The sequence below is a fragment of the Rhizobium sp. NZLR11 genome (assembly GCF_019685115.1).
Lineage (GTDB): Bacteria > Pseudomonadota > Alphaproteobacteria > Rhizobiales > Rhizobiaceae > Rhizobium.
The window spans coordinates 63,579-88,630 of the sequence record NZ_JABDWD010000014.1 but is presented as its reverse complement, the minus strand read 5'-3'; the positions used below and the strand labels follow the sequence as shown (position 1 = coordinate 88,630).

General features: G+C 54.5%; 22 protein-coding genes and 1 pseudogene. 9 read left to right on the top strand and 14 right to left on the bottom strand.

The annotated features are described in order from the left end of the window. Window positions 1–260 precede the first annotated feature (260 nt). From HJB83_RS22785 to HJB83_RS22740, 10 genes are all read right to left on the bottom strand, one after another. On the bottom strand, window positions 261–944 hold the full coding sequence (locus HJB83_RS22785) for an IS6 family transposase (protein WP_221159653.1): 684 nt from the start codon (window positions 942–944) through the stop codon (window positions 261–263). A 40-nt stretch (window positions 945–984) separates the two neighbouring features. Then, window positions 985–1,215 carry a transposase gene (locus HJB83_RS22780; RefSeq protein ID WP_221159652.1) on the bottom strand — a complete coding sequence of 77 codons (231 nt, stop codon included), beginning with the start codon at window positions 1,213–1,215 and terminating at the stop codon, window positions 985–987. 192 nt (window positions 1,216–1,407) lie between these two features. Then, window positions 1,408–2,067, bottom strand: coding sequence for a GntR family transcriptional regulator (locus tag HJB83_RS22775; RefSeq protein ID WP_221159651.1), 660 nt, complete (start codon window positions 2,065–2,067; stop codon window positions 1,408–1,410). Between the two features lie 109 nt (window positions 2,068–2,176). Beyond that, complete coding sequence (locus HJB83_RS22770) at window positions 2,177–3,226, bottom strand: spermidine/putrescine ABC transporter substrate-binding protein (protein ID WP_221159650.1); 1,050 nt, start codon at window positions 3,224–3,226, stop codon at window positions 2,177–2,179. A gap of 188 nt (window positions 3,227–3,414) precedes the next feature. After that, window positions 3,415–4,473 (bottom strand): ABC transporter ATP-binding protein, encoded by a 1,059-nt coding sequence (locus HJB83_RS22765; RefSeq protein WP_221159649.1) that lies wholly within the window; start codon window positions 4,471–4,473, stop codon window positions 3,415–3,417. A gap of 8 nt (window positions 4,474–4,481) precedes the next feature. Further along, the gene (locus HJB83_RS22760; RefSeq protein WP_221159648.1) at window positions 4,482–5,255 is read right to left on the bottom strand and encodes an ABC transporter permease; all 774 of its coding nucleotides are present in this window, start codon (window positions 5,253–5,255) and stop codon (window positions 4,482–4,484) included. After that, window positions 5,248–6,153: an ABC transporter permease gene (locus HJB83_RS22755; protein WP_259671390.1), complete on the bottom strand. Its 906-nt coding sequence runs from the start codon at window positions 6,151–6,153 to the stop codon at window positions 5,248–5,250. Before HJB83_RS22755 ends, HJB83_RS22760 begins: the two co-directional genes overlap by 8 nt. Then, the gene (locus HJB83_RS22750) at window positions 6,110–7,570 is read right to left on the bottom strand and encodes an aldehyde dehydrogenase family protein (protein ID WP_221159647.1); all 1,461 of its coding nucleotides are present in this window, start codon (window positions 7,568–7,570) and stop codon (window positions 6,110–6,112) included. The genes HJB83_RS22755 and HJB83_RS22750 overlap by 44 nt, the downstream gene beginning before the upstream one ends. Window positions 7,571–7,641: 71 nt before the next feature. Beyond that, window positions 7,642–9,279 (bottom strand): choline dehydrogenase, encoded by a 1,638-nt coding sequence (locus HJB83_RS22745; RefSeq protein WP_221159646.1) that lies wholly within the window; start codon window positions 9,277–9,279, stop codon window positions 7,642–7,644. Window positions 9,280–9,340: 61 nt separating this feature from the next. Then, entirely contained in the window at window positions 9,341–10,792 is a 1,452-nt protein-coding gene (locus tag HJB83_RS22740; RefSeq protein WP_221159645.1) for an NAD-dependent succinate-semialdehyde dehydrogenase, read from the bottom strand. A 669-nt stretch (window positions 10,793–11,461) separates the two neighbouring features. On the opposite strand from HJB83_RS22740, the gene HJB83_RS34255 reads away from it, so the two are divergent. The 3 genes and pseudogenes from HJB83_RS34255 to HJB83_RS22730 all read left to right on the top strand — a co-directional run. Continuing rightward, window positions 11,462–11,797 carry a hypothetical protein gene (locus tag HJB83_RS34255; protein ID WP_259671389.1) on the top strand — a complete coding sequence of 112 codons (336 nt, stop codon included), beginning with the start codon at window positions 11,462–11,464 and terminating at the stop codon, window positions 11,795–11,797. Window positions 11,798–11,811: 14 nt separating this feature from the next. Continuing rightward, window positions 11,812–12,489, top strand: a complete 678-nt coding sequence (locus HJB83_RS34250) for a molybdopterin-dependent oxidoreductase (protein WP_311044493.1) — start codon at window positions 11,812–11,814, stop codon at window positions 12,487–12,489. Window positions 12,490–12,514: 25 nt separating this feature from the next. After that, window positions 12,515–12,595, top strand: a pseudogene (locus tag HJB83_RS22730) (FMN reductase); the annotation flags it as partial. Window positions 12,596–12,607: 12 nt separating this feature from the next. Here HJB83_RS22730 and HJB83_RS22725 read toward each other — a convergent pair. From HJB83_RS22725 to HJB83_RS22715, 3 genes are all read right to left on the bottom strand, one after another. After that, a protein-coding gene (locus HJB83_RS22725) for an IS630 family transposase (protein WP_221159644.1) occupies window positions 12,608–13,668 on the bottom strand; the annotation gives its coding sequence in 2 pieces (ribosomal slippage) (window positions 12,608–13,176 and window positions 13,176–13,668; 1,062 coding nt in all). 999 nt (window positions 13,669–14,667) lie between these two features. After that, on the bottom strand, window positions 14,668–15,861 hold the full coding sequence (locus HJB83_RS22720; protein WP_311044492.1) for an FAD-binding oxidoreductase: 1,194 nt from the start codon (window positions 15,859–15,861) through the stop codon (window positions 14,668–14,670). Between the two features lie 203 nt (window positions 15,862–16,064). Continuing rightward, window positions 16,065–17,042 carry a D-2-hydroxyacid dehydrogenase gene (locus tag HJB83_RS22715; protein WP_221159642.1) on the bottom strand — a complete coding sequence of 326 codons (978 nt, stop codon included), beginning with the start codon at window positions 17,040–17,042 and terminating at the stop codon, window positions 16,065–16,067. 140 nt (window positions 17,043–17,182) lie between these two features. Between HJB83_RS22715 and HJB83_RS22710 the strand changes: the two genes are divergently transcribed. The 6 genes from HJB83_RS22710 (at window position 17,183) to HJB83_RS22685 (ending at window position 24,279) form a co-directional block, all read left to right on the top strand. Then, entirely contained in the window at window positions 17,183–18,679 is a 1,497-nt protein-coding gene (locus HJB83_RS22710; RefSeq protein ID WP_221159663.1) for an aldehyde dehydrogenase, read from the top strand. Between the two features lie 166 nt (window positions 18,680–18,845). Continuing rightward, window positions 18,846–19,673: a hypothetical protein gene (locus HJB83_RS22705; protein ID WP_221159641.1), complete on the top strand. Its 828-nt coding sequence runs from the start codon at window positions 18,846–18,848 to the stop codon at window positions 19,671–19,673. Beyond that, window positions 19,666–20,529, top strand: coding sequence for an MBL fold metallo-hydrolase (locus HJB83_RS22700; protein WP_221159640.1), 864 nt, complete (start codon window positions 19,666–19,668; stop codon window positions 20,527–20,529). The genes HJB83_RS22705 and HJB83_RS22700 overlap by 8 nt, the downstream gene beginning before the upstream one ends. Window positions 20,530–20,665: 136 nt before the next feature. Beyond that, window positions 20,666–21,787 carry a phosphotransferase enzyme family protein gene (locus HJB83_RS22695; RefSeq protein WP_259671388.1) on the top strand — a complete coding sequence of 374 codons (1,122 nt, stop codon included), beginning with the start codon at window positions 20,666–20,668 and terminating at the stop codon, window positions 21,785–21,787. A gap of 68 nt (window positions 21,788–21,855) precedes the next feature. Next, window positions 21,856–23,175 (top strand): aspartate aminotransferase family protein, encoded by a 1,320-nt coding sequence (locus tag HJB83_RS22690; RefSeq protein ID WP_221159639.1) that lies wholly within the window; start codon window positions 21,856–21,858, stop codon window positions 23,173–23,175. Window positions 23,176–23,235: 60 nt separating this feature from the next. Beyond that, window positions 23,236–24,279 (top strand): tartrate dehydrogenase, encoded by a 1,044-nt coding sequence (locus HJB83_RS22685; RefSeq protein WP_221159661.1) that lies wholly within the window; start codon window positions 23,236–23,238, stop codon window positions 24,277–24,279. Between the two features lie 19 nt (window positions 24,280–24,298). Here HJB83_RS22685 and HJB83_RS22680 read toward each other — a convergent pair whose 3' ends face one another. Continuing rightward, window positions 24,299–24,958, bottom strand: coding sequence for a GntR family transcriptional regulator (locus HJB83_RS22680; protein ID WP_221159638.1), 660 nt, complete (start codon window positions 24,956–24,958; stop codon window positions 24,299–24,301). Window positions 24,959–25,052: the final 94 nt, after the last annotated feature.

Genomic DNA, 25,052 nt, shown 5'->3' with positions numbered 1-25,052 from the left:
AGGCGGCGCCGTTGCAGTCTTTTAAAACAATTTCCTATTCTAGCCAACTGCCTTGGGGCATGCAGACAGGGCAATCGGGTGAATTAACAGGTGACAATGGGCTGAAAAGCTGAATCTGTCGGCATCCTCTAATTGGTGGGAGGATGAAGTCGATGGACGATGTGGCTTGCGATCTCGATGCAGTCGCCGAGACGGTTGTTTTTCTGGGTTCTGTCGCAAATTTTTAGCAAGGTCGCAGAACCAGCTGACGCTGGACACACCTACGCAGCGAGTGAAGCGAATTGCTGAAATGGCGATTGGCCACTGGGTGAAAATTGGCCCTTGCGGATCATGTGCGCCACTTCGATACCATCCAGTGTCGCTGACGCAGACTGAAAGGATTTGAAGCCTTTCATCGGGCCGGTCAGCTTCTTGATGAACCGGTGGTCCTGCTCAATCATGTTGTTGAGGTATTTGACCTGCAGGATCTCGATCAGCCAGAACCATCCCTGCAACAGCAGTAGCCAGTTGATGTTTTGCAATCCTGCCAGGTTGGCACCGCTCTTATCGATGACGACCTTTTCAGGCCAGCCATTGTTCTTGATCGTGCGGGCGAAGAAAGCGCTGGCCGCAGCCTCATCGCGATGCTCAGACAGCATGAAATCAAGGGTTCTGCCGAATTTATCGACAGCCCGATAGAAATAGGTCCACTTGCCTTTGACCTGAATATAGGTCTCGTCCGTCCGCCAGGAGCTGCTGGTTGCGGATTTCCGGCGACGAGCCCGGCAGGCGAGAAGCGGCGAATACTTCACCACCCATCTGTTCAGCGTCGCGTGGTCAACGGTAACGCCGCGCTCGGCCATGATCTCTTCCAGATCACGATAGGAGACTGCATATCGGACGTAGAAAAACACCGCGTATAGAATAACCTCTTTCGGGTAATGGCTGCCTTTGAAATCGACCATGATCTGGAACTCAACCTGCCTGCTCATCTTCAACCCAGATCTATGGCATCACCAACCTGGCGGCAAATGCGCTGAGAAATTTGCGACAGAACCGGCAGAGTTCCTTGCGCCACCGAAAGAGCTGGCTCACGTGGATGCCGGCCGCACGGGCAATCTCGGAAAGAACCGCACCAGGCTCAAGGCAGGCTGAAACGAGCCGCTCTTTGTCCTCGCGAGACCAGCGCCGCCGGCGCTCCACAGACGTGATGACTTCAATCGGATGCTTGGTCATAGGACTACTCCTAGTGTTTGCACTAGGACTTCCGATGTTCGCATCAACCTCGCAAGACGGCCCTCACCGGGGGCTTACAGATAAACCGAGCCACCTCTATACGCAGCCATTGGAAACAGTATCTTCCAGCTTAGTTCTTTTCAGGCGGTTGCATTCCGTGGCCTGCCGGCACTGCTCTTCGCTAGCTCACGACTATTGGTCGACTGTTTTGAGCCCTGAATCGAAGTGATCGTCGATTAGATTCAGAAGTGCCGGGAGGTCATCTTCGATAATGAGTCGCAGAATCTCTTGGTGTTCGATAACTAAATCGTTGAGATTGTCGTAGAAGGGCACGAGATTTTTAAGGCAGAGATAGGTCTCAGCTGTGAGCGTCGAAAACATTCGATCTATGCGTGCGCTCCCCATTCCGCGCACTAAGACTGTGTGAAACTCTAAATCACAGTCGATGACACCGGACCGGTCGGAGCGCGATGCCGAGACGGACATACGATCCACGGTCGCACGCATGGCATTGATGGTACGCGAGTCCTTGCTTGCAAAGACATAGCGCGCCGCCTCCTTCTCAACCATGCGGCGAGCGGAGAAAATGTCCCGGAAGTCGCCTATACCAAGAGTGACGACGCACACGCCCTTGTTAGGCAGGTTTGTCAGAATCCCTTCCTGTACAAGGCGCTGTAGCGCTTCGCGAATTGGACCCCGGCTTACACCCAGTTGCTCTGCTAGTTGCGGCTCTACTATCCTAGTGCCTGGACCGAAAGCCCCGCTCAAGATTTTGCGCCGAATGCGATCTGCAATAAGCGAAGGTGTTGTCTGCCGTTTAAGCGGTGCAAATTCGTCTCCCCCAATCGGCATCGATCAACACTCCTCACTGCATGTCATGGACGAACTGGGTAGGCCAGTCGCCGCCGCACTCGCTCTCGATTTGAGGGGAGCACGGCAGCAACCACGTTCACGGATCGGCTTACTCGCTCGACATCACTTCCGTAATGAACTTGGACACCCGCGGGGCGTCAGCGCCAAGATCCTTGAGCATCGGGTATTTCAGGAGATCGGACGCGGGGATCTGGAGCGGCGAGTATTTCTCGACAATATCCTTATGAGCCTCCATCGCCGCGCGGTTAGGCACCTTGTACAACAGTTCCGTGATCAGACCGCCTTGGACTTCAGGCTTGAGGATGAAGTTGAGGAATTTCTCAGCAGCTTCCTTATTCTCCGCTTTCTTAGGCATCACATAAACGTCAAGGACGGTGTCGGTCCCTTCCTTGGGGATAACGTATTTCACGTTCGGATTTTCGCGGATAGCCAAGTTGCACCAGTTATCCCAAGCCGCAGCCATGTTGATTTCGCCGGAGATAAGGCGCGTATGCATCGTAAAGCTGTCAAACGTTAGGACGTTCTTTTTTGCATTAACCAAGAGGGGACGAATCTTTTCGAGCGCCTCCTCAGAGACGTCGTTGATTGAAAGGCCGCTGTATAGCTGCGCAGGCTCAAGGAACCAGCGCTCGTCTGACACCATCGTATACTTGCCTTTTAGGTCATCAGACGGGTTCAGAACATCGCCCCAGCTCGTGGGCGCCTTGGAGACAAGATCCGATCGGTAGCAGAGGCCGAAGGTATCCCACGCCCATGGAACACTAAATTGCAGGCCAGGATCATAGCTCAGCTTGCTGGCTTCTTCGTAAAGGTTGGCAAGGTTTGGCAGTTTTGAATGGTCAATTTCCGACAACATTCCGAGCTTGTTCAGCGCCTCGACAAACGGATGCGACACAACCAACAAATCGAAGCCGGTCCCGCCACTGGCGACCATTTTCGCCATAGTCTCTTCGTTCCCAGACGTCTCCACAAGGTTGACGTCGATACCAGTCTCTTTTTTAAAGTCTTCGAAGAGGGTTGGAGGATAATAACCGCTGAAGGTGACAAGAGTTAAGCTCTCAGCTCGGGCTTCGACACCTATGGATGCCGCCAGAACTACTCCAGCGGCAAGTACGGCACGCATGCTTGAAATTCTCATTTTTTTGCTCCCCTTTGTCGATTCTGACTATGGTTTGACGATCAAAGCCGCCGACAACAATAATAATGTCAACATTAAACACTGGCAACAAAAAAGTGCAATGTCCAGGTCAAACATTGCGCCTTTTTCGTGTCGATTTGGAAATCTGGAAGCAAGTCCCGTCCGGAGACATCGGCCTGCTTCTATCCTTATTGAGTAAGAACCTTTCCATCGGAGCCGTTCCAATGGAGCCACACCGGAGTGTTGATGGAAACATCCTGGTGATCTTGTTCAGCTACACCTTGGAGGACATCAATCAAGCTCGATTTCCCATGCACAGCAACCCGCAGGTGAAGATGCTGGCCGAGATAGTTCACTTCTTGGATGACACCCTGAACAGAGTTGTCGAATGAGTCAACGCGCTGACCGAACAGCCGGATCCGTTCGGGTCGGATCGCGTAGGTCACATTGCCCCGGCTTTCGCGATCCCCTTTGAAACCGCCAAATTCCCCAATTTTGACGTCATACCCATCTGCTATACCCTCGAAGAAGTTCGTCTTACCAACGAAATCGGCTACAAAGCGGGAAACTGGTCTCTCATAAAGATCCGACGCTGTGCCAAGTTGCTCGATCTTCCCGTTGCGCATCAACGCAATGCGGTCCGCCATCACGAGCGCTTCCTCTTGGTCGTGGGTGACAACCACAAAGGTAATTCCTAGATCGTGCTGCAAGCGCTTCAACTCTAATTGCATTGCTTCACGTAGCTTTTTATCAAGGGCACCAAGTGGTTCATCAAGGAGCAGAACTCTGGGCTGCATAACGAGAGCCCGAGCGAGTGCGACGCGTTGCCGCTGACCACCTGAGAGTTGGCTCGGTAGCCGGTTAGCCATCTCATCCAGGTGCGTAACGTCGAGCATCTCTTTGACGCGTTTCGAAATCGTGGGAGAGTCTACCCCCTTTGCTTCCAACCCATACCGGAGATTCTTCTCAACCGTCATATGCGGAAACAGCGCGTAGGATTGAAACATCATATTGACTGGCCGGTGTCGTGGAGGAATCGCGACAAGGTCTTTCCCGTCCAGAAGCATTTTGCCGCTCGTCGGGGTGTTGAAGCCCGCGATTATTCGCAGCAGCGAGGTTTTTCCACACCCTGACGGGCCAAGGAGCGCGAAGAACTCGCCCTCCTTCAGATCAACGGATACGTCGTCGACGGCGACGAAAGCGCCGTATGTCAGAACGATGTTTGAAAGTTCGATCACATTTGCCATCGTGGGCCTCAAATCGTAGTCTTGTTGAACCGTTGCGCGAGAAGCACCAGCATAAAGCTGGTAAATATCGTCACGGTCGCAAGCGCGTTGATATCCGGTGTTATTCCAAATCGCAGCATAGAATATATTTTCATCGGGAGCGTTTGTGCGGTGTTCGATGGGCCAGCTGTGAACGAGGCGATAACGAATTCGTCAAACGAGAGTGTGAAAGAAAGCAGTGCGCCGCCGATGATCCCCGGCAATAGAGCCGGTACCATGACGCGCCAGAATGTCCTCCAGCGGCTGGCGCCAAGATCGATGGAGGCTTCAACCAGGGAATAATCGAAACCTTCAAGACGCGTGCGCACGACAGCAGTTACAAAAGCGATACAGAAGACTACGTGCGCGATGATGACCGTCGGCAAGCCTAACGGAAATCCGATCAGCGCGAAGAAACTCAGCAAAGCGACGGCGAGCAAGATATCTGGAATGACCATCGGCATATAAAGGAAGCCATTGATCAACGGCGAAGAGCGTATCTTACTAACACTGAGCGCCAGCATGGTCCCTACAACAGTAGAAAGTAGCGCGGCCGCTACTGCGACGATGAGTGTGTTCAAGAGCGGTCCAAGGATTGCTCCGTTCGACAACAGCTTTTTGTACCACTTCAACGACAAGCCGGACCAAGTGGTTGGGAGCCCCGATTCGTTGAAGCTAAGAACCACCATGGCCATGATTGGCGCATACAGGAACAGCAGCGTTAGAACTAGGTGAACGGAAAGAAGTCTGTTTGCTCTACGCATGCAGTGGATCCTCCAGTTTTCGACCACGCAGCTGGATCCAGCTCTGCGCCGCAAGCAGGCCGACCATAATCGTGAGAAGAACCAGACCCAGCGCCGCGCCAAAGGGCCAGTCTCTTGCCACGGCGAACTGGTTCTGTACCAGATTGCCGATCATGGTGACTTTGCGACCTCCCAGTAGTTCCGCGGTCACGAAATTACCGACAGATAGAACGAATGCGAATACACCTCCGACCGCAATACCGGGCATGGTGAGCGGTAGGGTGACGTAAACAAAAGTTCGCCAAGCCGGAGCACCGAGATCCTCGGAAGCCTCTAGAAGTTCGAAGTTGAGCCGCTGGATTGCGGAGTAGGTCGATAGGACCACGAAGGGTAAGAAATTATAGACGAGACCAACGATGACCGCCCCTTCGGTGTACAGCATGTCCAACGGCGAGTTGATAACGCCCGTGGACATAAGAACGGAGTTAACCACTCCCGCTCGGTTCAGTAGGAGAATCCAAGCGTACGTTCGCAGGAGATAGTTGCTCCAGAACGGTAGCATGATCAAAAACAGCATCGGCATTTGCCATCGCGAGGGCAGGCGAACGATCGCGTAAGCGGCGGTATAACCTATGACAAGCGAGACAATGGCTGTGATCGCCGAGATACGCACTGTGTCAAGGAAGATCCGGAGATAAAGACCATCGAATACCCTGATTAGATTATCGAAGGTAAATCCGGGAACGACACCTCCATAGGTACCCCGAGTGAAAAAGGCGTAGACCAGAACGAGCAATAAGGGGGCGACGAGGAACATCGCCCACCAAAGGAGGGTTGGCAGAGCCAAGACAAAGGCTGTAAGTTTTCGTCCCATGTCAGTGGCCTGTGCTTTTACGATCACCAGCGTTGAAGCTGACATCACCAAGGACAGCCTTCAGCTCCAGGAACTCGTTAAAGGCATGTGCACCACCTTCGCGCCCGTTGCCGGACTGTTTGAACCCGCCGTAGGGCGCGTAGGCGTCCCAGTCAGGGGAATTCAGATAAACCGATCCAACGCGTAACTTTCGATACAGCATACTGATGCTGTCGACGTCATTGCCTGTGATATGTGCCGCCAAACCGTAACATGAGTCGTTCGCAATGCGGACAGCATCGTCCAAATCGTCGTACATCATGACGCTGAGGACGGGGCCGAATATTTCGTCACGGGAAATTGACATTTCGGCGGTCACATCAGTGAAGACGGTGGGGCGTACAAAATACCCGCGGTTGACGCCATTTGGGCGTCCAAGACCACCACAAGCCAATGTCGCGCCTTCGTCAATTCCGGCTTGAATCATCTGCTGAACGCGGTCGTACTGAGCAGCATTGGCGACCGGGCCTAGGGTCGTTTTCGGATCGCTAGGTGAACCGACCACATAGGCATTGGCTGCTTGGATCGCGAGAGCGACGGCTTCATCATATCGCTCACACGACACGAGCAATCTTGTCCCCGCGTCGCAAGCTTGACCGTTGATGAAGAAACAGTTGTCGATAGCGGCCGGGATAGCCGACGCAAAGTCAGCATCGTTTAGAAGGATGTTAGCGGATTTTCCACCCAGTTCATGCACGACGCGCTTAACAGTGTCAGCCGCAGCCTTCGTGATCAAGATGCCTGCACGTGTTGAGCCAGTGAAGGACACTGCGTCAATTTCTGGATGACGCGAGATCGCGTCGCCAACGATTGGGCCTTCACCGTTGACCAGGTTAAAGACCCCAGCCGGAACGCCAGCCGCATCGAAAATTTCCGCCAGAATGATAGCGTCCAGTGGTGTTGCTTCCGCGGGCTTCAAAACCATGGTGCAGCCTGTCGCAATCGCGGGCAAGATCTTGGTGAATATCTGACCTATAGGCCAGTTCCACGGTGTGATAAGACCGAGCACGCCCACCGGCTCCTTGAGAATCGTCGTAGTTCCCCGCCGCTCAACGAACTGGAAGTCTTTCAAGATGTCGATGGTGGCCGCAGTATGCGCTTTGCACCAGTCCAAGAGAGCGCTGCTACTCAGGGAGATCGTCATTCCCATTTGCTGAGTCACGATCTCGGCAATCTCTCGTTCACGTTTGCGAAATGCAGCGTCGATGTTTTGAAGAACTTCAATCCGCTCGGTGATAGAGGTCGACGAGAAGCTTTCAAACGCAGCGCGCGCCGCTTTCGCTGCCCGATCGACGTCTTCTGCCGTTCCTCTAGCACAGAGGGCAAAGGCAAGCTCTGTCGCCGGGTCGATCAACTCTCGTGTCGAAGAAGATAGGGGGGCCACCCACTCTCCACCGATGTAGAATTGGTTTGCGTGTTCCATGTCGTCAACCCAGTTCTCTAGGCGCTCGCGCGCAGGTTAGTTTTCTCTTTCGTCGCCATCGAAGCGTCTGTTCACCCCTGTTCGAGCGGCGTCGCCGGCTCGTTGCAGTTTTCGTTTAACACGATTGCTGCGGCCTTCTCACCGATCGCAATCGTAGCGGCGTTAAGGTTGGCGGTCACGATTTCCGGCATCACAGAGGCGTCTGCCACGCGCAGGTTGCTAAGTCCTCGTACGCGCAGATCCGGTGTAACAACCGTCCCCGCCCGTTCCTCCGAGCCCATCTTGCAGGTACCACCCGGATGATAGGCCGTGTTCACATTGGCTCTGAGCCAGGTTTCGATCTGAGAATCTGAAGTGCAACCCGGACCCGGAAAAATCTCCGTGGACAATACATTTTTGAAGGCGGGAGCTTCTGCAATCCGCCTCATTAGCCTCACTGCGTCGGTTAAAGCGCGGATGTCGTCCTCATCTTCCAGATAGTTGAAAAGAATTGAGAGCGTCTCATCAGGGTTTCTGGAGTTGATTTGACAACGTCCGCGGCTCCTAGCCCGTTGGAGCGTCATGTGCACTTGAAAAGCAGGGTAATTCCGCGGCGTAAAACTATGCGGTTCGAAAGCGATCGGCAGCATTTCGAGTTTGATATTGGGATAGTCCCTAGTGGGGTCCGTCTTCAGATAAGCGGCGGCCTCGAAGTGGTTGGTAGCAGCAGGACCTGTCTTCGTTAGGAACCATTCGATACCTGTTTTAATGCGGGCTAGCCCTCGTGTACTGCGGTAAATGCCGACGTCGCGAGAGGCTTTAAACTGAATGATGACATCTGGATGATCCTGGAGATTCTCACCGACCGGAAGATCGGCGACAAGCGGGATTCCCAAGCGCTCGATCAGGTCTTTGGGGCCAACGCCTGAACGTTGCAAGATCGCCGCAGATCCGAACGTGCCCGCTGAAAGGATGATCTCACCGTCTGCCTTCGCCGTCAGAGTATGTCCTTGCTGTTTGAACACCACTGCCTTCGCCGTTTTCCCGTCGAACAAAAGGCGGTCAACGACGCAACGTGTCAGGACGGTGAGATTTGGTCTGTCTCGTACCGGATCGAGATACCCCCGCGCCGTAGACCAGCGCCTTCCCCGATAGATCGTCTGTTCGTTCGGAGCAAAGCCTTCCTGGACCGTTCCATTACTATCGTTGAGATAATCAAATCCGCTCTCAACGCCAGCATTCATGAAAGCCGTATTAACCTCATCTGCAAACGGATTTGGCGCCCGTGTGTACTGCGGGCCGTCTCTTCCGCGACCCGGACCGTGCTGATTAACCGAGTGCTCCGATCGGGCAAAATACGGCAGAATGTTTTGGTAGTCCCAGCCAATGCATCCGTGCCGAGCGGCCCAATTCTCGAAATCCATCACGTTGCCGCGGGTGTACGCCATTCCATTGATAGAGGAGGAGCCGCCGAGGAGGCGACCTCGAGGATGATCGATTTGTCGCCCCTGCAGGCCGGGCTCCGGGTCCGTCCGGAAACCCCAGTTCTCGTCGCATGGGCCCATGAAGGCGTCCAACGCCGCTGGCATGTCGACCCTCCACTTCTTGTGCGTACCGCCGGCTTCGATGAGAAGGACGCTCGTGGAAGGATTTGCCGATAGCCGATTTGCGAGAACACAGCCGGCTGACCCGCCGCCAACGATGATATGGTCATAATGCATTTCGCCCATCGAGTTTCTCCTGCCATTCCTTGACGCGTACCTGGTCGGCGCTGTTCAGCGATTGCGCTGACTACGCGACACCTCCGATACAAAGGTACTTGACCTCGAGGAAATCTTCTATTCCATACTTGGAGCCTTCTCGGCCAAGCCCGGATAGCTTAATGCCTCCAAATGGTGCCTCGGCGGTCGAAATAAGACCGGTGTTAATGCCGACCATGCCGTATTCGAGAGCTTCGGCCACTCTCAGGACTCGGGCCATATCTCGGGCATAGAAGTAAGAAGCCAGGCCGAATTCCGTAGCGTTTGCCTCCCTTATGACCTCAGCCTCGGTTGAGAACCGAAATAGGGGCGCCAAGGGCCCGAAAGTTTCCTCATTGGTGACAATCATCTCGCGGGTAACGTCAGTCAAAATGGTCGGCTCGTAAAAGGTACCTCCCAGGCTATGGGCCTTACCGCCAGACAATATGTTAGCACCTTTGCCAACAGCATCGTCGACATGCTCCTGAACCTTTTCTAAGGCAGCCCTGTCGATAAGCGGCCCAAGAACGACACCTTCGCCGAAACCATCGCCGATCTCGAGCTTAGAGACAGCTGTAGCAAGTTTGGCTGCGAACGCATCGTATACTGCTTCCTGAACGTAGATACGGTTGGCACACACACATGTTTGGCCATTGTTACGGAATTTGGCTGCGATGCAGCCTTCCACGGCCGCATCCAAGTCAGCGTCTTCGAAGACGATGAAGGGCGCGTTTCCGCCCAGCTCGAGACCAAGTTTCTTAATGGTCTTTGCGCTTTGCTCGTAAAGTTGAACGCCCACCTCGGTCGACCCCGTAAAGGTGATCTTTCGTACGCTCGGGTTAGCGGTCAATTCGGCTCCAATTTCGGATGCGGATCCGGTCAGTACACTAAAGAGTCCTTTCGGAGCGCCAGCGCGTTCAGCCAAAACTGCCAAAGCAATTGCCGAAAAGGGTGTTTGAGACGCCGGCTTCAACACCACGGCGCACCCAGCGGCAAAAGCTGGTCCCGTTTTTCGTGTAATCATGGCGTTGGGGAAGTTCCACGGCGTGATTGCTGCCACAACCCCAATCGGCTGCTTAATCGCCAAAATCCGCTTGTCAGCCTGTGGAGCAGGGATGGTATCGCCATAGACGCGACGAGCCTCCTCCGAAAACCACTCGATAAAACTTGCGCCATATGTAATTTCACCGATCGCCTCTGCGAGTGGCTTACCCTGTTCGGCGGTCAGGATGCGGCCGAGATCCGTGGCATTAGCAACGATCAACTCGAACCAGCGGCGCAGAAAGGCCGATCGTTCCTTCGCTGTCGTGGTGGCCCATTGTCTTTGTGCGACCTCAGCGGCCTCAATCGCACGACGTGTCTCGGCACGACCAAGGCGAGGGACAAAGCCCAGCGTCTCGCCGCCGGATGGGTTCGTCACTGCAATTCCACTGCCGTTGGCTTCAATCCATTCGCCGCCAACGAGCGCAGCTTGCTTGAGCAAGGTCGGGTCATCAAGTTTCATCAGTTGTCCTCGTGATCTCTGGAAAGAGTGTTCCGGCAATGTCGCCTCGTCGGCGTCAAATAGATAATTGCAGCCCAACATTATGGCTGTCTCGTCATAATGTCAACATTCATACGTTAGGCCTGGGGACACTCTTTGGTACGCCCGACATTACTGGAAACGCCGCCGCGCTCTGATGCAAAATGCTATGAAGGCATCGGAGTAAGCGAATGTTGACATTATTCTTGTAGATAGTATGCATTCGCGGCGTTGCGAGCAGAAGCTAACTCGTCATGCTCATGTCAACCCAGCGCACCTTTATGCAGACGGAGCACAACTGTCTCGCATGCAGATACCTCTTATCCTAGGCTGAAACCGGGAAATTTGTTTTGATGAAGGGATCGTTCAGCGGGGGAACCCCGACACCGGAGCTCACAGTCAGCCACTGGGGCGTTCATCGTATCGCACGCGATGCGATCGGGAATCCACGCCTCGAAGGGACGGCGATAAGAATCCCAGCATGATAGGGCTCGATCTTCTCTCATCTGAGGTGCAGTCACTGCGCAGCGACCAGCGTTCCGTTAGAGCTGGCTCCGACATGGCCCAGGCGCTCATCGAGAAGGTAGGGGAAATGAACGGTTCGTCGAGGTTCCCGAAGCCTTCGATCTTGTTGCGGGGGAGCTCCAACGTGTGAAAAACGCCAGCGGGAATCGCGCGATATTTGGTGGCTCCTACGGTTGGGGAAGCGCAGGTCGCTTTCACCACGCTCAGAGTCAAATTCACCGGTTTCTAAACGTTATCGGAGGGTATGTGCGCGGTCGCGATTCCTACAGTTTTGGCGCGGGATCCGTAATCATGCCGCATGTGGTGGCGCCGATGGAACAACTTCTCGAGCAGCATACCGATTGGGATACCCTGTCCAACCACACCCAGATTTTTGTCGCTTTCGGTGGCATTCCGCTACGCAACACGCAGATGACTCAGGTGGTGCGAGCCGCCATCGGGTGCACGAGGCTCTCGATATGATGAGATCGAGGCAAGTGCGGATCGTCAACATTAGCCCCTTTAGGCAAGATATCGACGGTTCTTCGGACTGGATACCGATCCGCCCGAACACTGACGTTGCGCTTATGCTTTCGCTTATCCACGTCCTCGTGACTGAGAATCTGCACGACCGCGCCTATCTGGAGAAGTTTTGTACCGGCGAGGAAGAGGTGAGGGCATACATCCTGGGAGAAAGCGACCGAGTGCCCAAGACGCCGGAATGGGCATCGGCAATCACCGGCGTCCCGTCTGAAACGATCGTCCAACTAGCGCGGGATATGGCTGCTTCGAAAACGATAATCAACGCCTCGTGGTCCCTTCAACGGCAGAGCCACGGGGAACAGGCCTATTGGGCGCTGGTTACCCTGGCGTCTCATTTGGGCCAGATCGGTACACCAGGAGGCTTCCGTCTCGGATACGGGACGTTGAACTCGATAGGCTCCAAAGAGCTACGCGTTTCAGGACCGAGGCTGCCGCAAGGCAAGAACCCGGTTGAGGAATTCATTCCGGTCGCACGTATCGCTGACATGCTTCTGAACCCGGGTGGAAGGTTTGATTACAATGGCGGTATCTACTTTTATCCGGACATAAAACTCGTGTATTGGGCAGGTGGGAATCCTTTCCATCATCATCAAGATCTCAACCGTTTTATCTCGGCGTGGCCGGGATATTGATTAGGACTTGACAAGCAACGACCCAGCGACAGGGGGAGGCGATCATCATTCGCTCATGGTTGAACATCAATTACGTCCCCTGTTCGGCTTCTTTACGTCTTATACCAACCGTCATTGATCAGAACCCTTGTGCCCAATTGCGTCTGCCGATCGACATGATTTTCCATGGTCGTTGCTGGAGTTTTCTCCAAGCGTAGCAGCAGTGGTCGACGATATCCTCGTAGGACTTGAAGACGCGGTTTGAGAGCCAGTTGTCCCGCATGAACTGCCAGATGTTTTCGACGGGGTTCAGCTCGGGTGATTTGGGCGGCAGTGGCAGGATGGTAATGTTTTTGGGGACGAGGAGATTGTTGGGCATGTGCCATCCCGCCTGATCCATGATGAGCACGGCGTGTGCATTATCGGCGACGTTGCGGGATATCTCGATCAGGTGCTGGTTCATGGCATGGGTGTCGCACCAGGGCATGACGAGAGCATCAGCCTTGCCCTGCCTGGGGCAGATCGCACCGAAGATGTAGGCCGAGCGCGTTCGCTGGTCATGGGGCGCAGATGGCCTTGATCCCCGCTTGGCCCAGCGGCGGGTGATCTTGTTCTTCTGCCCGATACGAGCCTCGTCCTGGAACCAGATTTCGATCACTTTGCCCTTGGCGGGACCTGCGGCGATTTCTGCCACAGCGGCGGGGAAGTTTTTTTAAATGCCTCGGCCTCCTCCGGATCCTGCGCATGATGTCTTGGACGAGCCGAGAGCTTGCGATAGCCCATGGCGCGCACTTCGCGGCCCAAGGTCTCCTCGCTCACCGAGACGCGGAACTCTTCCCAAATCCATTGTGCCAGATCACACAGACGCCAGCGAACAACGCCATCCAGATACGGGGTCGGTCCGCGTTCTATGGCCTGCGCCAAGGCCGCTCGCTGTTCGTCGTTCAGGAGAGAAGGCTTGCCCGGAGCCTTGCCGTTGATCAGACCGTCGGGCCCGCGATCATTGAAGCGCACCACCCAGTCGCGCACGATCTGAACCGTAACGCTGCCGAGCCGAGCTGCATCCGCGCGCGAGCCGCCATCATAGATCGATGCAAGCGCCAGAAGCCGTCGCGCCTGATCGGCATCACGTGTCTGCCGAGCCAAAAGGCGCAACCTGGCTCCGGCGAAATCCGACCGCAAGCAAAGCGCTGAACCCATCGCAAACCTCCAGTTTGCACAAGAGATTCAGATTCGTCGGCCCATGGGAATCCCCCATAAGAGTCACACTCACTGTCGGTTGGTATTATACTTTACCGACAGCAATATACGCTTCCGAGCGCGATTTTGCTGAATTTCGCGTTTCATCGGCAGTGGTTTCGGAGCGAACCAGCCAAGTGCCCCGTGAGCTTGCCGTTTTCGTAACTGACCCACGGTGATCAACTCATCGCCGGATGAAGCTGCGGTAATTTACCATGTGCTTACGAGTTGTCCGAGTTCATCGAACTTCCGGAACGGACACTCAAGCCCTTCCTCCCGGTTATTTTCTAGAATGGGTGTAGAGCTCGCAAATACCCCAACCGATTTTCGTCCATACCAATTGCTTTGTCGATGGCCTGATTTCGCGCCTATGTGAGAGGGTGGAATCTTTTCGACGCGGTTGACTGCGCCGGGCGCTACGGCGGCATATATCCCCTTTAATCTCATCGATAGCCCACCATTGCTTGGTCATCAACTGACACCCGTCGGTGTGCGAATTCACATTAAACTCCCCGGTATTCGTGCAATCGCGCCTATCTGGACCTCAAGGCTTTTTGTCGATGTATAGGGTGTTTCGCAAGTGTCGGCACCAGCGAAGCAGTGATGTCACGCGTTCTAGCAATGTCTTTCTACCTGCGCCGTGCGGACGAGACAGCTTCAGTATGCGCTCGATCTCCTTTTGACTGTGATGAAGCATGATTTCCGCCTGTCGAATGATGGTTGCTTAGGCTTTGAGTGATTTGATGGGGCGATCGATCGACACAACAAAGGATGCCTTGCGACAGGCTTGTGTCTCTCGCTGTAGCCTAGAAACTTCAAAAAAATTCGATTTGCACTGGCGATGAATTCACCGTCCCCCGCGCCTGCAATCGTTGCTCGGCTGACTTCGGTCTTTTTTTCACCGAAAGCTCCCGCCCGTTGGCCGCGTCAGAATGTATCTGTCGATGCCGCCTTGAAAAGCTAGCTCACCCGGTCCTTGTACCTATAGTACGCGCCGACAGCGGGCAGGAACCAGGGCCAACCGAAGTAACCGGGTATTGCTGGCCACGGAAGATCCTCAAATGGAAGGTATTGCGGGTGGCCCAAGACCTTTTGCGCGAGGTGGCGACCCATGTATGTCGACAACTGCGCACCATGACCGCTGTAACCCATCGCGTATGGCATACCGCGGTAGGTGCCACTTCGAGGAAGACGATCTGCAGTCATGTCAACCGCTCCGCCCCAGCAATAGTCGACCTTGACGTTCGCCAGTTGGGGAAAAAATTCCTTAAGAGACGTGCTCAGGACCTCGCATGATCTTGCGTGACCTTCGCCTGTATAAGCAGCGAACTTCGCTCGACCACCAAAAAGCATACGGTTATCGGGAAGGATGCGGAAATAATTGCCAATGTTGGCTGTCGTTGTGACATTCCGGTGGTTTGGCATCAAAAGGTTGATGACGGACGGGGCGAGTGGTTCCGTCACAATTATAAAGCTTCCGACAGGCACCAGCCGTCGCTTAAACCACGAAAAGGGGCCGATCCTGGACGTACCTGTCGCGAGCACGACCTCGCGCGCCGTAACGGTTCCACGCGGTGTCTGGATGCGATATCGATTTCCCACGCGTGTGATCTCGGTGACGGGACTTTCCTCCCACACCTGCCCACCGTGCCGAACTACTGCCTGCGCCAAACCTGCGGAATAACGGCCCATATGCATTTGTGCAGACTTTTTGTAGAGCAGACCGCCGCTCAACTTATTTGTCTGAACTTCTGATCGGATCGCCTCCGGTCCCACAAGGGCGAGATCTGCATCCACTTCCTTGATCATCACCTCGAATTGTGACTTCAGACTTTCGAAGTGTGAAGCCTTAACGGCCGCTTTTAATTTACCGACGCGTCTGAATTCACAATCGATGCTTTCGTCCTTGACTATCGTTTCAATCAAATCCACCGAACGATCATAGGCGTGATAGAGTTCGCAGGCGAGCTCCTGACCGTATTTCTGCTTTGCGACCAGATAGGATCCCCCGAGACCGTTGTTCAGATGTCCACCGTTCTGACCGGACGCCATGGCGCCGATACGTCCGGCGTCGGCAACCACGACAGCCGTACCGGTTCGGGCAAGGTGATAAGCGCACGACAAACCAGTAAAGCCGCCGCCTACGACAAGCACGTCAACTTCTCCCGAGACTGACGGTGGCGCCTCAAAGTGCGGCCTTGAAGAATCGTCAAGCCAGTATGAAACTGTTCTCATTGTCATTCCCTTTAGGCCCTACCAAGCCCTAGTTTGCGTCTGTGCATTTAGACCCGAGGAGGATCGCAACGGTCGGCAATGCTGTTCTTCAGTTCGAAAGCCCCGCTAATAAAACGCCGCCGCTATTTGACGCCGCCGCTGGCAAGTTTCCGCTTGTCGACGATGTTCTCGAGCGGCTGCCCGTTGGCCCAACGCTCTAGGTTCGATAGAAAAAGCTTGGCGGCCGCAACCGGGTAGTCATGGAGGTCCGACGACATGTGGGGCGAGACAATGACCTGTTCCATTTTCCAGAATGGGTGCCCCTTTGGCAGTGGCTCGGTAACGAATACGTCGAGAGCGGCGGTGCCGACGCGCCCCTGTTCCAACGCGTGCATCAAAGCTACTTCATCGACAAGCCCGCCCCGACCAATGTTGATAAAGGTCGCGCCAGGTTTCAACAAAGAGAAACGCGGCCCATCCATGAAGTTCCGCGTTTGCGCAGTCAAAGGCATCGCAAGTATCACGGCATCGGCTGTTGGAAGTATTTCGCTAAATTTGTCTATCGAGTAGACCCGGCCAAAAGTGTCGTCACGCTCCACATTGTTACGGCCCACGACAATCAGGTTGTAGCCGACGGCCGACAACATCTGATGAATTTCACGACCGATGGCTCCGGGTCCCACGATCACGACAGTCTGCCCCGCTATTGAGCGAGTGGACCGAGGCACCCATTCTTCTGCCTGCTGGTAGCGGTATGTTGGATAGAACTCCTTGGTGATTGCGATCAGCAGGCCGAGCACATACTCCGCGATTGGACGTTCGAAAACTCCGCGTGTGTGTGTGACAACCACATCTGACGAGACGACCTCTTCCGACAGAATAGCGTCGACGCCAATGCTTGCAGTGTGGATCCATTCGAGGTTTACCCAATGCGGATTATCCCGGATGACTCGCGTTGAAACATCCCAGAGAAAAAGGGCATTGGCGTTAGGTAGGGCAAGTTCAGCCTCTTTGTCGGTCCCCACGTAAACCATATCCGCGAAACGCGATGCACTTGCGAGGATTTCGAGTTTGACGTGCTCGTTTGGAATCAGCGCGACAACTTTTTTCTTATCCGGCATGTGGGCCCCTCAAGTATGTAAATCGATAAAGGATCGTTGACACGCAAAACGTAGAATGTCAACATCTCTACAATTCACGGCATCTGAAAGGCTGGTTTTGCTGGCTTCGGAGCTTATTCGAGAAAGGAAATATCGTGGCGATAAATGAGAATGGTTCAGTGAGCTGGGCGAAGAAGGCGGCTGCGCTTTCACTGCGCACCGACGCGTTTATTGGCGGAAGAGCGGTAGCAGCAGCCTCCGGGAAACGGTTCCCGACGATCAACCCGACGACGGGCAAGCCTATCATTGAGGTTGCCGAATGCGACGGTGAGGACGTCAATCGGGCCGTTGCTGCGGCCCGCGCCGCCTTTGACAAAGGTGTTTGGTCCAAAATGGCACCGGACGACCGTAGAAAGCGCATGATCAGATTCGCGGATCTTATCGAAGCTAACCTGGAGGAACTTGCTCTCCTGGACACAATTGATGCCGGAAAACCGATATCAAGCGCAATAGTAATGGACGTGCCTAAAAGTGCCAGAACTATCCGGTGGTGCGGTGAAGCTATCGATAAGCTCTACGATGAAATTGCGCCTACCGCACCGAATGCCCTTTCGCTGATCCGGAGAGAGCCGCTTGGTGTCGTTGCAGCGATCGTCCCCTGGAACTACCCTCTTTTCATGACCTCATGGAAGATCGGCCCAATTCTTGCGGCTGGTAATTCCATTATCATCAAGCCCGCGGAGCAGTCGCCGCTGAGTGCATTGAGGCTTGGAGAGCTGGCGATGGAAGCCGGAATCCCCGAAGGCGTTTTCAACGTGGTACCGGGCTATGGTGAAACGGCTGGCCGTGCCCTTGGACTGCATATGGATGTCGACGCGATCGCGTTCACCGGCTCCACCGAAGTTGGCAAGCTGTTTATGATTTACTCTGGGCAGTCGAACATGAAGCGCGTGACGCTCGAATGCGGAGGCAAATCGCCTCTGATCATTCTCGCGGATGCGCCTGATCTTGACGCTGCTGCCCGCTCTGCGGCTTGGGGTCTTTTTCACAATAGCGGCCAGTCCTGCGATGCGGCCGCGCGCCTCATCGTGGAGCGCTCAATCAAGGAAGAGTTCGTTGAGCGCGTTCTCAAACTGACAGCAGCTTATAAGGTTGGGGATCCGTTGGACGCAGAGACGGAGCTTGGGCCCGTCATAAGCGACACCCAGATGGAGCGAATTCAAGGCTACATCGAAAAAGGCTCGGCCGAGGGTGCCACACTTAAACTGGGAGGCAACCGAGTTGCCGGCTATGACGGCTACTTCCTTGAGCCGACGGTGTTTGACCACGTGACCAATGACATGACGATCGCAAAGGAGGAGATCTTTGGACCGGTTTTGTCAATTCTTGAAGCCGTTGATCTCGATCAGGCGATCAAAATAGCCAATGACACGGATTACGGTCTCGCATCGGGTATTTGGACCCGTGACATCAACAAGGCTATTGCTGCCTCCAAGGCCTTGGTCGCCGGCGTCGTCTCAATCAACAACTATGCTGACGGCGACATTACCACGCCCTTCGGGGGCTTCAAGCGCTCCGGGTTCGGTCGAGACAAATCGTTGCATGCGATCGAAAAATACAGCGACCTGAAGTCCACCTGGATCAAACTTCACGCCTGAGGCCCCACAGGTCGCAATTGCGGCCGCCGAACGGTGGCCGCAGCAAACCCAATCAAACGCAAACTTACGGCGGGACAACGTCAAGATTTTGCTGGACGGAATAGTGCTTTAACTGCATAATGTTGACATTCCTACTGTTGATGGCTTGCCAGTCTTGGAGAGTAAAGTGACACAAGTTACAGACGGAGCGCCTGCTCCAATCGTCGCCGGGAAGCTTTATGCCCTGGGTGCAACTGTCTCTCAAAACGGGGACATCCACTGGGTCGCAAAAGGGCGGAAGGGGGATGCCGCGCTTAATGCATATCTCCTCACAGAAGGAAAAGAGGGGCTGTTGGTTGATACCAACTATCCGATTATCGAAGATGCACTCATCGGCCAGCTGAAGACTTTCGGGCTTAACGATTTAAAGATCGTTTTCACCCGTGCTGTTGAATTTGACAGTATGGCGAACGCAGATGTGATCGTCGATCAGTTTCCGGTAAGCGAGATTTGGTCTCACTTTGCGGCGTCTGACTGGGTCTACCTTCGCACCGAAGAGCCGCTTCCTGTGCCCAATTACGAATCAAAGATGTTTGGGGCGGACGGCGAAGTCGCGCTGTCGGGTGGGCGCGTTCTCGAGACAATCAACGCCAAGCTGAAACTGCTCAATGCGGCATGGCTCTACGATGCAACAAGTCGGACGCTTTTCACGTCTGATGCATTCTCTCACGTAATGGCGCCTAAGCCTGGTGTGCGCGTCGTGACGGAAGAAACGGACAGCACGACCGCTGACGACGTAACCGAGCACCTGCGAACGAAGTTCAAATGGATCGAAGGTGCCGACACAGAGCCGTTGCGTGAATTCGTGCAGCAAACCTTTGAAAAGTACGACATTGAGCACATTGCGCCGACAATAGGCTGCGCAATTTCCGGGCGCAATCTAGTTGTTCGCCACAGAGATTTTGTGATCGATGCACTTCGTAAACTCGACGGAAAGGAGAACTTGAATGGTTAAGTCTCACCATTGTGACCCGCACGGCATCGTCCATCATCGCCTACCACGCGAAATAGCAAAGGGCGTGTATTGGCTGGGTGACTGTTTTCTTTGGGAAACTCGCGCCGGTTTGGAGCATTCCTATTCGTCAGTTTATCTGGTGTCAGGAAAGGAACGCAGCATCCTCGTCGATACGGGCCATATCAAGGACTGGATTGTCGTCAGGGATCAAGTGGAAAGTCTGGTCGCTAAAGGTGTTCCAGCACCGGAGTACATTTTCCCGACGCATCCTGAGGTAACGCATTCAGGCAACCTCGGACGATGGCTTAATCATTACCCCAATGCCCGTGGCATCGGGGACATGCGTGACATGCAGTTGATTTTCCCGAAGCATGTCGATCGTTTCGTGACTGTCAAGCAGGGCGACGAGATCGATTTGGGCGAACGAAAGTTCGTCTTTGTCGAGGCCGTCTTGCTTGATCTGGTAAATTCGCTTTGGGGTTACGACCCGACGGAGAAGGTACTGTTTTCGTCTGACGGGCTCGGGTTCGGCCACTATCATGAGGCTGAGCAATGCGGTAAATTCGCTGAAGAAATCCCGGATCTGCCAATTCCCGAGCTTACCGGGATCTTTCTCGAGTACGCGCTCTACTGGACGCGTCTTAAAAGCGCTGAGCCTGAGCTTGAGCGACTGCGGAAGATGATTGAGGAAGAATATCCGACCCGGATCATCGCGTCCGCTCATGGCAGTGTCGTAACTGATCCCGAGAAGACCGTTCCCTTGGTCAAGGAAGGGCTTAAACGCATCTCCAAGATGACGGTTGAAGGCAGCGTGAGTTCGGCAAAAAATCCGTACGAACTGGAAGTTGCAAAGTAGGTGCGCCGTGACAGGCTTCGACTCAGCTGTCGAAGCCGATGTCCCATGTGCGGGACGTAGGGGGCGTAAGGTCAAGGCTGCGCGGTGACGGGTCGCGCGGCGAGGGCCTATAGTTATCGGCAGGGAAATTCGATCGATGAAGGACTTGAAGACCAACCGCGGAGATGCTTACGCGGAAGCCGCAAACACGTTGGACGACAAGCCCCGGGACTTTTTCTCGACATCGGCTAGTGAAGACTATTTCCTGGCGGCGTCTAAGGGGCTTTCAATGCCTCCAAATCCTCCCAGCATATCGACTGTGGCCGAGCTTCTGCTACGCCATTATGGCTTGCAAGGAGAGATCACTGCGCTATCGTCCGAGGCTGAATTCACCGCTCAGGTCATAACCTGGGACGGGAGGAGCTTGATCCTGAAACTTTCGGCAAGAGCCGAGGCGCGAGATAGTTTTTGCTTTCAAGCAACGTCAATAGCGGCCCTGCAAGACTCGTACACCTTTACCGTTCCGACCATTATACGCACGATTGACGGCGGCTTAACCTTTGAGGAAGCTGATTTCTCCGGATATCTCCAAACGAAACTTCTAGGCAGACAACTTCACAGTCTAGGCGCGAATCCCGATGCGTACTACCAAACCGGTCGCGCGCTGGCACACCTTAATCTTGCACTTCGACCTCTCGACGTACCGGGGAAATATCGGCCGATCCTGTGGCACATCGGGTGTTGGTCGCACTTGACACAACTGCAGCAATATCTGCCTACGGGGGCTATTAGTGAACATGTCCGCTCCTCGATGAGCGACTTCTCTAAAATCGTCGAGCCGCAGTTAGCGATGGTCGAATGGCAGATTACGCACAACGATCCGAGCCCGCATAATGTGTTTTTTCTCGATAGGGAGGTTGCGTTTATCGACTTCGGAGATGGCACCTTTGGTCCTAGAATCCAGGATCTTGCAATCGCGGCAAGCCATTTGGTGACGGATACAAACCGTGCCCTAGGGGGAGCGGAGGACTTGATTGCCGGCTATGCGTCCGTTTTTGCACTCTCGACATTGGAAACAAACTTGTTGGTTCCCCTCATGCGGGCGCGGCAAAGCGCTCTCATTCTCGTGAACCACTGGAGAGCGCATCTCTTTCCAGCTGATGCGGATTATATCAAGAAAAACGTCTCCCGGGCTGAGCGGGGTTTGAGCATCCTCGCCGCTTTAGCTCCCGCGGAAGCTGAGGCGAGTGTTTTGGATTGCATTCGCCGCTCTCGTTGAACAGTAACTGCTTCGGACAGCAACGCGACAACAGGCGTTTCGTCCCCTCTCCAACATAGGTTGAAGCCATGTCTACAGATCTTATGCCCAATCGCTACATACCTGGTGAGGCTGATGTTCCAGCGCGTGAGGCGGAACTGATTTCGCGACGTGACAATGTGCTAGGATCGTCTTATAGGCTTCAATACCGACGGCCGGTGCATTTCGTCAGGGCCGAGGGGATGTGGCTGTACGATCCTGACGGCAAGCCATATCTCGATTTTTATAACAACGTGCCGTCGCTTGGACACTGCCATCCCGAGGTGACCGCAGCGATCGCCGAGCAGGCCAGTCGCTTGAACGCCAATACGCGTTACCTTGAGCCCAGCCTGGTTTCCTACGCAGAGCGTCTTGTTGCGACTTTTCCGCAGGAGCTTAACCGCGTGGTTTTCACGTGCACCGGGAGCGAGTCGAACGACCTTGCTCTACGAGTCGCTCGATTGATCAGCAATAATGAAGGCGTGATCGTTTCATCCTATGCTTACCACGGCACCAGCGCGGCGATCGCTGCTATTTCGCCGAACCTGGGCGACGCGGTAAAGCTCAGTCCGTTTGTAAGAATGGTGTCTCTTCCGGGTCCAGAGGGCGTGCCAGCATCGCAAGCAGCCGATTTCTTCGAGACACAGGTTCGTGCGGCGATCATCGATCTGACGCGCCGCGGCATCGGTGTGGCAGCTCTGGTCATGGACAGCATTTTCTCAAGCGATGGAGTATGGGTCGACCCTCCAGGCTTTATCACGGGAGGTGTGGAGGCAGTGAGGGAAGCCGGCGGGCTGCTCATCGCTGATGAAGTCCAGCCAGGCTTTGGGCGTACAGGTGATCATATGTGGGGTTTTGAGCGGCACGGGATTGTACCCGACTTAGTTACGCTCGGAAAGCCGATGGGTAACGGCTTCCCGATCGGCGCGGTCGTCGGGCGGCAAAACCCCATGGAGCGCTTTGGTTCAACCGCTCGATACGTGAATACGTTTGCCGGGAATACCATGGGTATTGCCGCTGCAGGTGCCGTCCTAACCGTCATCGAGCGCGATAACATTCGTCACAGCGCACTTGCGATGAGCAATAGGCTGCGAGAGGGCTTGGAAGCGATTGCCGAGAGAACATCGGTGATACGAGGCATAAGAAACGCAGGTCTTTTTTTTGGTATCGACGTTGGTTTGGACGAAAACCTTGCGTCGCGTAGAGCGGCCGCACTGAGAATCGTCAATATCCTGCGGGATGACGCTGTATTGATCAGCACTACCGGCGCAAACGAGGACACGCTGAAGGTTCGTCCTCCTCTTATTTGCGCAGCCGAGCACGTCGACAGCTTTCTCAAATCTTTTGAGAACGCACTCAAAAAAGCATAGCTACTCTCGAATGCACTTACAGGATCTGAAGTGCCAAGACCCGATTGGAAAAACATGTCGTTGAAAACATATTCAGTCGCCCTCATTCCAGGAGATGGGATCGGTCGCGATGTCACACTGGCCGCTTGGGCTGTCCTGGAGGCAGCTGCAAAAAATTATGGGTTTGCTCTTCGCGCGACGGAGTTCCCCTGGTCATGTGCTTACTATAAGGAAACAGGCGCCATGATGCCGGTGGATGGGATCGAAACCCTCCGTGGCTACGATGCGATTCTGCTGGGTGCCGTGGGTTGGCCCGTTGAGGTGCCTGACGCCGTCTCCTTGCACGGTTTGCTGCTTCCTATCCGAAAGGCTTTCGTCCAGTACGCCAATGTCCGCCCGCATCGACTTTTACCAGGTGTTCAGGGGCCGCTAAAGTTTGGCAACTTCGACATTCTCTGCATCCGCGAGAACACGGAAGGTGAATATTCGGGAGCTGGCGGACGGGTCCATCAAGGGACCAGTGACGAGGTCGCTGTCGAGACGTCAATCTTCACCCGCCGGGGCGTCGAGCGAATTCTGCGTTTTGGGTTCGACCAGGCGCGACAGCGCAGCGGCAAGCTCGCCTCTGTTACGAAGTCTAACGCCCAGAAATACTCGATGGTGTTCTGGGACCAGATTACCAATATGTTGGCCTTGGAATACCCGGACGTCGAGGTGTCGAGCTATCACATCGATGCCATGGCGGCGAGAATGGTAATGGCTCCTGAGAGCCTTGACGTTGTTGTCGCTTCGAATCTGTTTGGAGATATCCTGACAGATCTTGGTGCGGCCATCCAAGGCGGATTGGGCTTCGCTGCTTCTGCCAATATCAACCCCGGCCGAACGGCCCCGTCGATGTTCGAGCCCGTTCACGGCTCCGCTCCCGACATTGCACATTTGGGTATTGCCAATCCGATCGCGGCGATTTGGTCGGGCGCGATGATGCTGGAACACCTCGGTGAACCGGATGCCGCTAGGCGTGTTATGACCGCTGTAGAGATGGTCACATCTGACGGTATCGGGACCGTTCCGGGCGAGCATAAGACGGACGCAATCACGGTTGCAGTGCTTTCCAGGCTCGGCTGATCGTCGACCATCCGCTCGCTTATGAAGCGAGGGATTGTTTACCGGGTTGGGCCAACTCCATCCCGCTTCGAAGATGTTCGTCCAAAACCTTGACGACCGTAGTCTGGCTGTCGCCTTCCAGCGCTTCCACGAGCGGCTGGTGCATACTCGCAAGTTTGTTCAGGTCTCGGAAGATAGCAAATTCCTTCGACATACAAAGGTGTCTTTCCGCCGCGAGTGTTGCGTAGATACGCGACAATCGTGGGCTTCCGGAAGCCTCAACGATCATTGTATGGAACTTAATGTCATGGTTTGCTGCGGCACGCCAATCGTCGTTCGCTGCGGCCTTTTCCATGCTGTGAATGACCTTTCGGAGCTTTTCAAAAAGAGCTACGGGCTTGGATCGGAACACGATTAAAAAAGCCTCCCTCTCGACGGCGCGCCTCGCAGTGAATACATCCAGTAAATCGTCCACGCTGATGTCTACGACGCAGACGCCGCGGTTCAGGGTGTTGATCAAAAGGCCTTCTTGGACAAGGCGCTGCAGTGCCTCGCGTACAGGACCTCTGCTCACTCCTAGCTGTTGCGATATTTTGGCATCCTGCAGGCGCTCTCCAGGGGCGAATTTACCAGAGACTATTTGAGATCGAACTCTGTCGGCGATGATCTCGGGGGTAGGGCGCAGTGAGAGTGGTTCCATCACCATTGTTCCTCTTCAGGCCGGCAACAACATACAGCCGCCAATTATAAGAATGTCAACTATCTTACTTAAAAGGTAATTACTAGCGCATGCA

What these genes read in the sequence shown, in the direction of transcription:
- HJB83_RS22770 (WP_221159650.1), bottom strand. Translation starts at nt 3,226, where the DNA reads ATGAGAATTTCAAGCATGCGTGCCGTACTTGCCGCTGGAGTAGTTCTG.
- HJB83_RS22755 (WP_259671390.1), bottom strand. Translation starts at nt 6,153, where the DNA reads ATGTCAGCTTCAACGCTGGTGATCGTAAAAGCACAGGCCACTGACATG.
- HJB83_RS22750 (WP_221159647.1), bottom strand. Translation starts at nt 7,570, where the DNA reads ATGGAACACGCAAACCAATTCTACATCGGTGGAGAGTGGGTGGCCCCC.
- HJB83_RS22760 (WP_221159648.1), bottom strand. Translation starts at nt 5,255, where the DNA reads ATGCGTAGAGCAAACAGACTTCTTTCCGTTCACCTAGTTCTAACGCTG.
- HJB83_RS22785 (WP_221159653.1), bottom strand. Translation starts at nt 944, where the DNA reads ATGGTCGATTTCAAAGGCAGCCATTACCCGAAAGAGGTTATTCTATAC.
- HJB83_RS22690 (WP_221159639.1), top strand. Translation starts at nt 21,856, where the DNA reads ATGTCTACAGATCTTATGCCCAATCGCTACATACCTGGTGAGGCTGAT.
- HJB83_RS22680 (WP_221159638.1), bottom strand. Translation starts at nt 24,958, where the DNA reads ATGGAACCACTCTCACTGCGCCCTACCCCCGAGATCATCGCCGACAGA.
- HJB83_RS22780 (WP_221159652.1), bottom strand. Translation starts at nt 1,215, where the DNA reads ATGACCAAGCATCCGATTGAAGTCATCACGTCTGTGGAGCGCCGGCGG.
- HJB83_RS22740 (WP_221159645.1), bottom strand. Translation starts at nt 10,792, where the DNA reads ATGAAACTTGATGACCCGACCTTGCTCAAGCAAGCTGCGCTCGTTGGC.
- HJB83_RS22700 (WP_221159640.1), top strand. Translation starts at nt 19,666, where the DNA reads ATGGTTAAGTCTCACCATTGTGACCCGCACGGCATCGTCCATCATCGC.
- HJB83_RS22745 (WP_221159646.1), bottom strand. Translation starts at nt 9,279, where the DNA reads ATGGGCGAAATGCATTATGACCATATCATCGTTGGCGGCGGGTCAGCC.
- HJB83_RS22765 (WP_221159649.1), bottom strand. Translation starts at nt 4,473, where the DNA reads ATGGCAAATGTGATCGAACTTTCAAACATCGTTCTGACATACGGCGCT.
- HJB83_RS22715 (WP_221159642.1), bottom strand. Translation starts at nt 17,042, where the DNA reads ATGCCGGATAAGAAAAAAGTTGTCGCGCTGATTCCAAACGAGCACGTC.
- HJB83_RS22695 (WP_259671388.1), top strand. Translation starts at nt 20,666, where the DNA reads ATGAAGGACTTGAAGACCAACCGCGGAGATGCTTACGCGGAAGCCGCA.
- HJB83_RS22775 (WP_221159651.1), bottom strand. Translation starts at nt 2,067, where the DNA reads ATGCCGATTGGGGGAGACGAATTTGCACCGCTTAAACGGCAGACAACA.